The organism is Fulvivirga kasyanovii (assembly GCF_009711405.1).
GTDB lineage: Bacteria > Bacteroidota > Bacteroidia > Cytophagales > Cyclobacteriaceae > Fulvivirga > Fulvivirga kasyanovii.
In genome coordinates this window covers 15,432-28,076 of record NZ_SMLW01000620.1, presented here as the reverse complement: position 1 = coordinate 28,076, position 12,645 = coordinate 15,432, and the positions used below count along the sequence as shown (strand labels likewise).

Annotated in this window: 11 protein-coding genes; 9 read left to right on the top strand and 2 right to left on the bottom strand. The window is 43.2% G+C overall.

Features of this window, described 5'->3' with window-relative positions:
* Positions 1 to 262 precede the first annotated feature (262 nt).
* The 4 genes from E1163_RS20300 (at position 263) to E1163_RS20285 (ending at position 6,748) form a co-directional block, all read left to right on the top strand.
* Positions 263 to 1,729, top strand: coding sequence for a sodium:solute symporter family protein (locus E1163_RS20300; protein WP_155174292.1), 1,467 nt, complete (start codon positions 263 to 265; stop codon positions 1,727 to 1,729).
* A gap of 410 nt (positions 1,730 to 2,139) precedes the next feature.
* Positions 2,140 to 3,918, top strand: coding sequence for a PAS domain S-box protein (locus tag E1163_RS20295; protein WP_155174291.1), 1,779 nt, complete (start codon positions 2,140 to 2,142; stop codon positions 3,916 to 3,918).
* Positions 3,908 to 4,354, top strand: a complete 447-nt coding sequence (locus E1163_RS20290) for a response regulator (RefSeq protein ID WP_155174290.1) — start codon at positions 3,908 to 3,910, stop codon at positions 4,352 to 4,354. Before E1163_RS20295 ends, E1163_RS20290 begins: the two co-directional genes overlap by 11 nt.
* Positions 4,355 to 6,748, top strand: a complete 2,394-nt coding sequence (locus E1163_RS20285; RefSeq protein WP_155174289.1) for a hybrid sensor histidine kinase/response regulator — start codon at positions 4,355 to 4,357, stop codon at positions 6,746 to 6,748.
* A gap of 53 nt (positions 6,749 to 6,801) precedes the next feature.
* On the opposite strand, the gene E1163_RS20280 is transcribed toward E1163_RS20285, so the two are convergent.
* Positions 6,802 to 6,948, bottom strand: a complete 147-nt coding sequence (locus tag E1163_RS20280) for a hypothetical protein (RefSeq protein WP_155174288.1) — start codon at positions 6,946 to 6,948, stop codon at positions 6,802 to 6,804.
* A gap of 172 nt (positions 6,949 to 7,120) precedes the next feature.
* Between E1163_RS20280 and E1163_RS20275 the strand changes: the two genes are divergently transcribed.
* Complete coding sequence (locus E1163_RS20275; RefSeq protein WP_155174287.1) at positions 7,121 to 7,909, top strand: RMD1 family protein; 789 nt, start codon at positions 7,121 to 7,123, stop codon at positions 7,907 to 7,909.
* 11 nt (positions 7,910 to 7,920) lie between these two features.
* Here the strand turns inward: E1163_RS20275 and E1163_RS20270 are convergent, their stop codons facing one another.
* A complete protein-coding gene (locus tag E1163_RS20270; RefSeq protein ID WP_155174286.1) occupies positions 7,921 to 8,493 on the bottom strand; it encodes an RNA polymerase sigma factor in 573 nt (190 codons plus the stop codon).
* A gap of 63 nt (positions 8,494 to 8,556) precedes the next feature.
* On the opposite strand from E1163_RS20270, the gene E1163_RS20265 reads away from it, so the two are divergent.
* The 4 genes from E1163_RS20265 to E1163_RS20250 are packed head-to-tail and all read left to right on the top strand — an operon-like array spanning position 8,557 to position 12,639.
* Positions 8,557 to 9,300 (top strand): peptidase-C39 like family protein, encoded by a 744-nt coding sequence (locus tag E1163_RS20265; protein WP_155174285.1) that lies wholly within the window; start codon positions 8,557 to 8,559, stop codon positions 9,298 to 9,300.
* Positions 9,300 to 10,745, top strand: a complete 1,446-nt coding sequence (locus E1163_RS20260) for a RimK family protein (RefSeq protein ID WP_155174284.1) — start codon at positions 9,300 to 9,302, stop codon at positions 10,743 to 10,745. The genes E1163_RS20265 and E1163_RS20260 overlap by 1 nt, the downstream gene beginning before the upstream one ends.
* On the top strand, positions 10,742 to 12,004 hold the full coding sequence (locus tag E1163_RS20255) for a carboxylate-amine ligase (RefSeq protein ID WP_155174283.1): 1,263 nt from the start codon (positions 10,742 to 10,744) through the stop codon (positions 12,002 to 12,004). The genes E1163_RS20260 and E1163_RS20255 overlap by 4 nt, the downstream gene beginning before the upstream one ends.
* Positions 11,983 to 12,639 carry an N-formylglutamate amidohydrolase gene (locus tag E1163_RS20250; protein ID WP_155174282.1) on the top strand — a complete coding sequence of 219 codons (657 nt, stop codon included), beginning with the start codon at positions 11,983 to 11,985 and terminating at the stop codon, positions 12,637 to 12,639. Before E1163_RS20255 ends, E1163_RS20250 begins: the two co-directional genes overlap by 22 nt.
* Positions 12,640 to 12,645: the final 6 nt, after the last annotated feature.

Below are 12,645 nucleotides of genomic sequence, written 5' to 3'. Positions count from 1 at the left end.
AACTTCACTTTTTTAATCATGATCCTAATCAAATTTTGATTGTTTGGTTTAACAGTATAACTACAAGGCGTTTGCCAAACATGGTATGGGAGTTTAAACATTTGTCCGTTCTTTCCCACCTGTGCAGCAATATTGTCCTACCATCGGTTAAAATTTGCATAGTCTCGTCTCACAATTTAGCGCTATATTTAGCCCGCTGCTTAAAACAGGTGGCCTGAAATTTTGGTTTGACCGTGGCAGCAGGAAAAAAGATCATAAAACTATGACATACATAATTGTTACTATTGCCTACCTCGTTTTTTTAACCGGGATCATTATTTATAAAAGCCGCTCTGTTAAAACCCAGGACGATTTTGTGGTTGCAGGCAGGGGAGTGCCTGTATACTTGCTGGTGGGTACCCTTGTATGTACATGGATAGGGTCGGGCAGTCTTTTTGGTACGGCTGGCCTTACTTTCCGGTCCGGGTTTTCGGAGCTATGGTTCTCTATGGGTGCCTGGATTGGTATTATCGTTATCTACTTCATTGCAGCGCGGATCCGAGCCATCTCAAAATATACACTTACAGACCTGCTGGAAACACGCTATAACAAGGCTGCCAGGCTATTGGGCACTATTACCATCATTGTGGCATACCTCGTCATAGCAGGTTACCAGTTTAAAGGAGGAGGCCGGTTCATCAATATCCTTACCGAAGGTGCCATTAGCCCGGAGACCGGCACTATGATCACCTGTGTACTCATCATATCATTTACAGCACTTGCCGGTATGGTGTCCATTGTGAGCATTGATATCTTCAACGGCGTTATCATGGTACTGGCAGTAATCGTAGCCGTGCCGCTGGCCATTAGCTCTCACGGAGGCTGGGGTGAGGTGGTCAATACCATAGAGCAGACCCGCCCGGAATACCTGTCATTGACCGAAGGGCATAGTTTTACCTGGGCTTTGGGTGTTATATTACCTACACTGATGCTCCTGCTTAGCGAAAGTAGTATTTACCAGAAGTTCTCATCAGCTAAAGATGCCAAATCAGCCAAGAAAGCCGTGATAGGTATGTTATCCGGCGTTGTGATCATTGAGCTGTTGATGTGTACATTAGCTGTTGTGGGTTTTGCCATTTACGCCCACGATCCCAGGTTCTTTTTAAGTGATGGTTCTGTCAACAGAGCTATGTCTGAGGAGATCATCCTAAGAATAGGATATGAGCAACTGCCGGCATATGCAGGGTCACTGATTTTTGCGGCAGGTGTTGCTATTATTTTGTCAACGGGTAATACGTTTCTCATGGTAAGCTCTACCAATGTCACCCGCGACTTGCTACAACCCATGTTTGGCAAAGTTGTGGAAGAAAAGTTTCTGCTGATCCAGCGTGTTGCCATCTTGGTGCTGGGTATTTTGGCCTTTGTGCTGGTTTCTCAGTTTGAGACCATTCTTGAGATGGCATTTATTTCCTATACCATGATTGGAGCTTCCATAGCACCGGTGCTGATGGCATCTTTCTTCTGGAAAAGGGTTACTCCTGCCGGAGGTGTTGCATCCATTATCGGCGGTATGCTCGTGCCTGTGATCAACAAGGCGCTGGAATCTATGGAAGTGAGCTTATGGATATTTCCGATGGACACCGATTACATTGCCATACCGGCACTGGCTGCTTCACTCATCTTGTTGGTTGGCGTTAGTTTATTGACCAAGCCTTCACCAGAAAGCAAGTGGAAGCCATTCTTCTCATAAAATAAAGACATGTCGATCTGTGAGGATGCCCTGTTTATGGGCATTTTGGCACTCTTCATACATTTGTACCTTTTTGATATAAATTACCCTTTGGAGAAGGGGAGTGCTGATATGCAGAAAAGCTTGTTCATTTCTTATTTCTCACAAAATACCTTCCATAAACCTCAAATCAGCACTCATACTCAGCGAACAAAGGATGTATTGTGTTTGCGGTTAATAACTCGTATATTCTCCATGGTCTGCCACGGCTAAAGACTTGCATCTATGTAATGTAATAGCCTGTATAGCAAAAAAACAACTGCTAAAGTTGAAGTATGATGCATTCTAATGCTTAGAAGGCCAATGTTCCTTTTATTTTTTAAATTGTCTTGAACAAACTTGCAGGCGCATACAGTTATAAGGGTAAAAATATGATGAATTATGAAGCGTTGTTTACTCAATCACCATCTGCTATGGTGGTGGTCTCTACTGAGGGGACTATTCTGAGGGCTAACAGCGCATTTTGTGAATTGTTGGGTTATAAGGAAGATGAACTTGTTTCTACTCCCATGAGTGAGCATGTGTATGAAGCAGATCGTGAGCAATACAGTGCCATTGCTGCAAAGCGTGATCAAAATAATAATTCAAAAACGGAGGAAATAACACTAAATCTGAAAAATAAAGCATCTGATACGATAGCAGTAACCTGTAAGTCCGGCCCCATTACCGTCGGGCAGGGAGCCTCATCATATCAGGTGATAACTGTAGCCCCTATCCAAAACGACCACATTTATTTTGATGCCTTAATGAACGGTTTTCCCGGCTTAATATATTTTAAGGACCTCAAAGGCAGGTTTTTAAAAGTAAACCAGGCGTATGTTAAGAAGTTTGGCGTAAGTACCCCGGAAGACCTTGTAGGTAAATCTGATTTTGATTTTTTTGAAGAGCAGCATGCCCGGAACGCCTACAATGCTGAACAAAAGATCATAGAAACAGGCCAGCCCCTGCTTAATGTAGAAGAAAAAGAAACCTGGCCCGACGGACATAATACCTGGGTGGCTACCACCAAGATGCCCCTCTATGGTAAAAGTGGTCAAACTATTGGGATCTATGGTATTTCCACCGGTATTACCGAGAAGAAGGAAAGTGAAATGAAGCTGAGAGAGAAGACCAGCATCTTAAATGCCGTCACTTTGCGGATGCCCGTGGTAATTTATAAATATCGTATAGACAAAGGCCTGGAAATAATCATGGGCAACCCCCTTGTCAAAGATGCTTTTGTAGCCAGTAAGATCGTGAAAATGAGCATGGAAGAAAGCCTGGCCAGCCTTGTGGATAAAGTTTCCGATGAAGATGAAAAGCACAATCATCTGCATTTTAACAGTACCTGGGGAGGCCAGTATTTTGAAAATTTTGTATTCAAGAGCCGGTCTGCCGAAGGTGAGTTTATAGGCCTTGCGCTTGACATAACCGAGCGCAAGCATGCCAAACGAAAAATTAAAAATAATGCCAAGGAGCTGGAAAAGATCAACAGGGAGCTTAACCAGTTTGCTTACATAATCTCCCACGACCTCAAAGCACCGTTGCGGGCAATCACCAACCTGTCCGAGTGGATTGAGGAAGACATGGGGGAAAGTGAAAACGTTGAGGTTAAAGATAACTTACGGCTCTTGCGAAGCCGCGTTAGCCGTATGGAAAACCTGATCAATGGTATCTTAACTTACTCCAGGGTTAGCCGCGCTACCATTGAATACACCGAAGTGGATGTGAAACAAGTGGTTACTGAAGTATTGGACTCCCTTATGGTACCTGAAAACTTCAAGGTTACAATATCAGGAGAACTTCCCGTTATAAAATTTCCAAGGGTTAACCTTGAACAGATATTTGCAAACCTGATCTCCAATGCAATAAAATATCATGATAAGTCATCCGGCCATATTGAGGTTGGTTACAGAGATAAGAATTCTTTTCACGAATTCTGGGTTAAAGATGATGGGCCCGGTATTGCGCCTGAGTATCATGAAAAGATATTTGTAATATTCCAGACGCTACAGGCCAGAGATAGTATGGAAAGTACTGGTATAGGACTTACAATAGTTAAAAAGATCGTGGAGGATCGCGGAGGAAGTATTACATTAAAGTCAGAACCAGGGAAAGGAACAAAGTTTGTTTTTAGTATACCAAAATCAATAGGCGACAATGGAAATTAAAATACCGGTACATAATCAGCAGTTGCATATATTGCTTGTGGAAGACGATGAGGTAGATATCAGAAATGTAGAGCGGGCATTTAAAAAGAATAATATTTCGAACCCGCTGCATATAGCCAGAAATGGACTGGAAGCCTTGAACATGTTGAAGGGGAGCAATGGCGTAGAAAAGCTTGATCCTACACCCAAAGTGATCCTGCTTGACTTGAACATGCCTAAAATGGGCGGCCTTGAGTTTCTGCAAACCATAAGGAAAGATCCTGATTTGAAAACCACCAGTGTTTTTGTGATGACGACCTCCGATGAGGAGAGTGATAAGTTTGCAGCCTATAACCTGAATGTAGCCGGATATATTTTAAAGCCACTCTCATTTGAGCGGTTTGTGAAGGCGGTTTCAATTTTAAATCATTATTGGACATTGTGTGAACAGCTTTAAATGATGGACTACGTAACCCAAGTATTGGTCATTGATGATGATGATGTGGACAGAGCCTCGCTAAAGAGGTCGATGAAAAAAGCAGATCTCAACTTCTCTTTAACAGAGTGCATGGACGGAGATGAAGCCATGAGGCTGTTAAAAGAGACCAAATACGACTGTGTATTTTTGGATTACCTGCTGCCCGGCATCGATGGCCTTACACTATTGCGCAAGATCAGGTCCAGTGGCATTAAAGTGCCCGTTATTATCATTACCTCGCAAGGTGATGAAAAAGTAGCGGTTGAGATGATGAAGGCCGGAGCATCTGATTATGTAGTGAAAGACCAGATCACGCCAGTAAGTGTAAAGCGGTTGATCCAGACCGCAACATTTGTGCGTGAGATAGAAAGGGAACGAGAGTTGGCCGAGCAGGCCAGGAAGGTCAGTGAACTGAGACTGTCAGAAGCCCAGAGAATTGCCAAGATCGGTAACTGGGAATATGACTTTAAAACAGACGTACTCTACTGGTCAGAGGAGATGTTCAGAATATTTGAAGTTGATGAGGAGTTTTTTGAGCCGAAGCTAATCCACCTTACCTCGATGTTCCATGAAGATGACCGGACCAATATACAGGCAGAGATCCAGAAGTGTATGGAAGGCGGGCATATCTTTAACCTCGATCTTCGGGCAATTATGCCTGACAATTCTATCAAGTATGTAAATGTACATGCCTATATTCAATATGAGGTGGATGGCAACTACGACAAATTTGTTGGCACCACGCAGGATATCAATAAACGTAAGCAGGTAGAACAGGAGCTGATAGAAGCCAAAAAGCTCGCTGAGGAGTCGGGCAGGGTTAAAGAGCAATTCCTGGCTAACATGAGCCATGAAATCCGGACACCGATGAATGCCATTATAGGTTTTGCCAACCTGCTTTTAAAAGATAAGGAGAACTTTAGTACAGACCATCAGAAATATATTAAAGCAATACATCATGCAGGAGAAAACCTGCTGGTGATCATCAATGATATACTTGACGTTTCAAAAATAGACTCTGGTAAACTGGAACTGGAAAGCACTGATTTTAACCTTTCGGAAGTTGTGGAGGGCGTGCTCAACCTGTTTAAGCATAAGGCAGAGGAAAAAGATATAGTATTAAACCACACCATAGAGGAAGATGTACCCCACTACCTGCTGGGCGATCCCGTCAGGCTTAACCAGATATTGGTAAACCTGGTCAACAATGCCATGAAGTTTACCAACGATGGGCATATTCATGTAAGGGTACAGGCTTTGAGCAGCACCGATGAGTCTGCAATGGTCAGGTTCAGCGTAGAAGATACAGGAATAGGCATAGAAGAAAACAAACTACAAACCATCTTTGAGAGCTTTACCCAGGCCAGTAGCGACACCACCCGCAAGTACGGTGGTACGGGGCTTGGCCTGACTATTGTTAAAAGCATAGTAGAACTGCAAGGCGGAAGCATCGATGTCAAAAGCAAGGTCGGCAAAGGCACTACCTTCTTTATGGATCTTCCGTTCAAATTAAGTGAGGCAGAGGCAGTTGAAGGCGGATCAGAAGAAATGATGAAAAATATTGATGAAATGGATCACCTGAAAGATATCAAGGTGCTCATGGCCGAAGACAATGAGATCAACCAGGAGTTGGCCCGGTTTATTTTCCAGGATCTCGGCTGGGACCTGGATATTGCAGAAAATGGTGTTGTAGCGCTGGAAATGCTCAGGAAAGGCAGCTACGATATTGTTTTGATGGATATTCAGATGCCTGAAATGGACGGTTATCAGGCCACCAAAAAAATAAGAGCAGAGCTTAAACCGCCACTGTCTGAAATACCGGTAATGGCCATAACAGCGCACGCTCTGAAATCGGAAGTACAAAAATGCCTCGATGCAGGGATGGACGGCTATATATCAAAACCTTTTCAGGTAGATGAGCTGGTAAGGAAAATTGAGGCCTTACTGAAAGACCGGAAAAAAACTACTACAAAAGACCAGGAGAACTCCAAAGCACAGCCAGCCGCGGAAGAGGAACCGGAAGAAGGACCAGTAATAAATCTGAGTAGTTTATATGCCCTTTCCGGGAAAAACTCCACCATGGTCAATAATATCATAAACATCTTTGTAAAGGAGACTCCGAAAGTAGTAGAACAAATCAGAACATTTTACAATGATAAAGACTGGAAAAACCTGCAAAGTGCCTGTCATAAAATGAAATCATCATGCTCCGTAATTGGGGCTGCCGAAATGCATAAGAATATGGAGACGATCGAGATTGATTGTCTAAATAACAATATTGATCCGGCTAAAATAGAAGCTCTTATTGCCAGGACTGAGATCTTGCACGAAAAAGCCATTGTAGAGCTGCAGGGCACGCTTGCTACTAACTAGGAGAAACCTTTCGAAAGTCCGGATTCATTGCTACTTCGAAGGCATTGCACTTCTCATTTGCTTACTTTTTTCGAGGTCGTCTTATGAGCTTTTGTATCCGGAGTACGTTTCACTTCCACTGCTACAGACTGTTCCGGGTGTTCATTGATTGTAGCCGCTACCTGATTGGAAGAGACTGTCATAGGCCGTACTTTCTTCATGATATTTTGGAGGTTTGGTTTTGTTGGTATGACGCATCTCGCCTAAAAAAGTCACACCCCTAAAAATTCACTCAGAGTTTCACACTCCTTTAATAACCCCAAAAACCTCATAAAGAGCAGTGACTTTTAGGTGTCCCATCGTCTGACCAGTATAAACGGTATTGAAAAAATTATGTCAGTAAATAAAGAATTGAAAATCAGCGCTTACCACTTAACCGGAAACATTGATATCAAAAGTTGCAGGGATAAAGTAAGCGGAAAAATAATATTAGAGAGCAAAACCGACTTGTTTATAGAGTCGGGTCGTGAGCAGTATATTTTTATTTTTAACTACGGAGTCATCGCATTTTATAATATGGATGAAAAGGAGATAGGGTCGGCCTTCAACACCTATTTTCCCGGAACTCCCAAAGCGCAGCTCACTGCAGATGATTTCGTGCTTAAAACCGGAGATCAGGACGAAATGAAGGTGGAGTTTAACAGCCTCAGCCTGCACCTGATCAACCAGGAGACTATTAAAATTGCCATGCTCAACGTGGCGCAAAGTGTGGCCCTGATGTATTACGACGCTGTATCGCAAGACCTGCTGATGCGAGTCCGCCAGTTTACTACCCAAATGGAAGAGGAGGGAAAGCTGAAAATCAGTCGTAAAAACATCATGAAATTTATAGGCAAGGCCCTGAATACGAAGAATAAAATTGCTGAGAACCTTTACATTTTTGATGCCCCTCCTGTTACCTGGAATAATGAATATCTCGAGAAGGTCAACAGCACACTTTCAAAGCACTTTGACCTGGGACTCAGGTACCGTTCTATTGAAAATACTTTTGGTATTGTGGAAGATAACCTCGATGCCTTCATGGAGCTGTACCATCAGAAAGAAAGTAGTAAGCTGGAGTGGATCATTATCATACTGATCCTTGTTGAGGTACTGGATACTTTTATAACAAAAATAATCTGATACTAGCCAAACTAGGACTTTTGTTTCGACCGGTACGTCTGGTAGAGTTTGTTTACCTTGCTTTTGGCTCTTTTCAGCCGCATTTTTACAGCACTCTCTGAAAGGCCCAGGGTAAGCTGAATGTCTTTGATCGGGTGTTTTTCTTTGTATTTGAGAAGCAATATCATTTTTTCTTCCGGAGAGATCTCATCCAAAAGGCTATCCAGTATTTTAACGGATAGCTCCTCAGGAACTTCATCAACGCCCTCGATCATTTCAGCCACCTCTTCTGCCATTTTTTCTGTGATCACCTGTCTTACATTCTTTTTGTTTTTTCTTAAATGGTCAATGCAAGTATTGTGAATAATGGAAAACAGCCAGGTTGAAAAGCGGGCTTCACCCTTGAAAGATTTGATATTGATAAACAGCTTGATCAGGATCTCCTGACAGAGGTCTTCGGCTATATCTTCATTTTTGACATAGCTCATACATTTCCGGAGTATATATTTTTCATGCCTCTGTACCAGCATGGAAAAATACCCCGGATTGTAGACATCCTGGAGAAGAAGGACTAACTGCTCGTCAGAAATATTTTTATCGATCATTAAACTCAGGGTGACTTTTTATTAAAACACCGTCCAAAATGTGAATTAGAAAATTAGGCAAAGATGCTGTTAAAAACCAAAGAAAAGGTTCTGGATTTGAATATAAAAGCTCAGCCAGATGATGTGACTTGCGGGCCTACCTGTCTGCACGGGGTTTATCAATATTACAACGATAAAGTGCCCCTCCGGCAGGTAATAGATGAGGTCAAACAGTTGTCCTCTGGCGGAACCATAGCCGTGCTATTGGCCAACCATGCCCTGAAACGGGGCTACAATGCTACAATTTACACTTACAACTTAAGCACTTTTGATCCGTCATGGTTCAAACAAAAAGTTGATCTTACAGTTAAACTGAAAGAACAGTTGAAGGCAAAGCCGGATGATGAAAAGCTACACGTGGCTACTGCCGGTTATCTTCAGTTTTTATCTAATGGAGGGAAGTTGAAATTTGAAGAGCTGACCCCAAGCCTGATAAAATACTTTTTGACCAAAAAGATACCCATTCTCACCGGCCTGAGTTCTACCTATTTGTATGAAAGCCCCCGTGAAACCGGAGAATTTATTACCGGTACGGGCGAGTACGTGATCCGGTATGATGACATCAATGGTGTACCTACCGGACATTTTGTGATCATCAATGGGTTTAACCAGGAGAAGCGGCTGGCGCTTATCGCTGATCCGCTGGACCCGAACCCAATTAGTGAAAAGCAATACTATAAAGTAAGCTTTCAAAAACTTATTAACTCAATAATGCTTGGCGTGATGACCTATGACGCCAATTTGCTAATCATATACCCTAAAAAGTAATGCCGAAATTAATTATTACAGAGACCCCCGAAAAATGGAACCTACAGTCTGAAGGTGCGGAAGTGATCACCCCCTCAGCATATTTTAGTAAGCCTGAATACCAGGAATCAAAAGCTTTTAAGATCATCAACCTATGCAGGTCCCATCAATACCAGAGCCTGGGGTACTATGTGTCTTTGCTGGCCGAGGCCAGAGGGCACAAGGTAATACCCGAAATTGCTACTCTCCAGGATTTCCGGTTTCCGTCGTTGATCAGGGACGATGCGGAGGAGTTTAACGACCTGATACAAAGCAGCCTCAAATCCCAAACGGAAAATAAGGTAGTGATCCATATTATGTTTGGGCAGGTGGATAACCCTCAGTTTTCCAAAATAGGAGTGTTGCTGTTTAACCTCTTTCAGATACCGATCATCCAGGCCGTATTTGTGAAAAAAGAAAAGTGGCAGTTGCAGGCCCTGAAGCCACTTCACCTGAAAGACCTTGATGAAAGCAACAGCAAGAAATTGCAGGAAGCTTTGTTTTTCTACATTACCGGCAAAAAGGTGGTGAGAAAGAAATACAGCCGTAAAAAATATGATCTGGCTATACTGATGAGCCCTGAAGATGCTACTCCGCCGTCAAGCCCTAAAGCTATTCAAAAGTTTATAGCTGCTGCAGACAAGCTGGGGTTCAACACTGAAGTGATCACCAAAAACGACTTTGGTAAACTGGTGCAGTTTGATGCCCTTTTTATCAGGGAAACGACCAATGTGAACCACTATACCTACCGGTTTGCAAAAAAAGCCGAATCTGAGGGGCTGGTAGTTATTGACGATTCCAACTCTATTCTGAAATGTACTAACAAAGTATATCTGCACGAGTTGCTGGTTGCCAATAAAATAGCCGTTCCCAGATCGTTCATCCTTAGAAAGGACAGCCAAAAGATCCCTGAGAACTTTAATTACCCGATGGTTATTAAGCAGCCGGACGGATCATTTTCCAAGGGCGTAAAGAAAGTGTCGGATGAGAAGCAACTGGCAGAAACACTAAAAGACCTTTTTCAAAAGTCAGAATTATTAATTGTACAGGAGTTTATGCCCACACCTTACGACTGGCGTGTAGGCGTGATCAATAAGCAAGCGCTGTATGTGTGCAAATATTTTATGGCACAAAACCACTGGCAGATTGTAGATTGGAAAAAGAACGGGGAACACCGCGAAGGCAAGAGTGAAACCGTAGCCGTGGCCGATGCCCCAAAGGCGCTGATAGATACAGCATTAAAAGCCACTGCATTAATTGGCAGCGGTCTTTATGGCGTGGATATCAAAGAGATCAACGGTAAATTTTATGTTATCGAGATCAATGATAACCCCAACATAGATGCCGGTGTGGAGGACAGGATCATCAAAAACGGCCTGTACACAAAAATTATGGAGACCTTCCTAGAGAGGATACAAAAACGATGAGTAATTCAAGATTACACCTGTTCCAGGGCTACGGTATAGAGCTGGAATACATGATTGTAAACAAAGAGACACTGGCTATTAAACCCGTGACAGATGAGCTCTTTAAAAAAATCAGCAATGAATACGTAAGTGATATAAACAGAGGTAAAGTAAGCTGGTGCAATGAGTTGGTGCTGCACGTGGTAGAGCTAAAGTGTACCAAGCCCGAACCCAACCTGGTAGAGCTGGGGGAAGAGTTTCATAAAAATGTCAAGTCGGTGAATACGGAACTGGCATCCTTCAATGCACAACTGATGCCCACTGCCGCCCATCCGCTGATGGACCCTAATAAGGAGACATTTCTCTGGCCCCATGAGAGCAATGAGATCTATGATGCCTATAACAGGATCTTCAACTGCTGTGGGCATGGCTGGTCTAACCTGCAAAGTACACATTTGAATTTACCCTTTTACGACGATGAGGAGTTTGCCCGCCTGCATGCAGCCATCCGTCTGGTGCTGCCCATATTACCGGCGCTGGCCGCCAGCTCCCCGGTATTGGGAGGTAAAAACACGGGATTTCTGGATAAACGGCTGGACTACTATCAGAAAAACCAGCGTGTAATTCCATCATTGACCGGTAAAGTAATTCCCGAAAGGGCGTTTTCAAAGCGGCAATATCATAAGATGATCTACGACCGCATAGCGCATGACATCGCACCTCATGACCCTAACAAGATACTACAGCCGGTATGGCTCAATTCCCGGGGTGCAATAGCCCGGTTTGACAGAGGCTCCATCGAAATCCGTATTCTTGATATTCAGGAGTGCCCAAAAGCAGACCTGGCAATACTGGCCCTGGTAATAGCCTTATTAAAAATGCTGGTCAATGAGAAGCTACACTCCTTTCATGACCAGCAAAAGTGGGAGATAGAGCCACTGTATGCCATATTTCAGGAAACTATTAAATATGGCGAGCATGCCATGATCGATAATGCAGCGTACCTTGAAATGTTTGGTATCTCTGGTCATGAACATATGACGGCAGGCGCCCTTTGGGCAGAAATCCTGAAAAAGGCAGAAAAGCAGTACCCTGCTGAGGTTCAGCCATGGCTAACGGAACTTAATATAATACTAACGCAGGGCACACTGGCAAGCAGAATATTAAAATCACTGGCAGGGGTCTATTCGGTTGAAAATATAAATCTGGTTTACAGAGAGTTGTCGGATTGTTTAATGTATAACGAAATGTTTGAATTATGCGTGGAAGAAAAATTTTGATCTCATGTGAGCATGCGGGTAATTATGTACCAAAAGACTATAAATTCATGTTTGCCAATGCAGAAGAAACTTTGGCCTCGCATAGAGGGTGGGACCCGGGGAGCCTTGGGATAGCTAAATATTTGGCCCGGCACCTGGAAGCACCTCTTTTTTATCAGAAAGTGTCCAGACTGCTGATTGAAACCAACAGATCTCTGGATAATAAAGAGCTTTTTAGTGAGTACACCCATAATGTTGATAAAAACATTAAAAACACACTTCTGGCCAAGTATTACCATCCATACCGCGAGGAGATAGAGCATAAGATCAGCGATTTTATAGCGCATGGAGAGCCCGTGCTGCATTTGTCCATCCATACCTTTACGCCCGAACTCAATGGTATAGTAAGGGCTGTAGATGTAGGGCTTTTGTATGATGAAGCCCGCATGGAGGAGGCAGAGTTTTGTAAGCAATGGAAAGCACGGCTCGACAACATGCTACCCGAACAACTCATCATGCTCAATTGCCCTTATAATGGAGCTGACGACGGCTTTACGACTTATCTGCGAACCAGGTTTTCCGGTGATGTGTACCTTGGAATAGAATTGGAGATCAATCAACGCTATATTGATACTCCTACTATGGGCAAAATTTAATGAAGC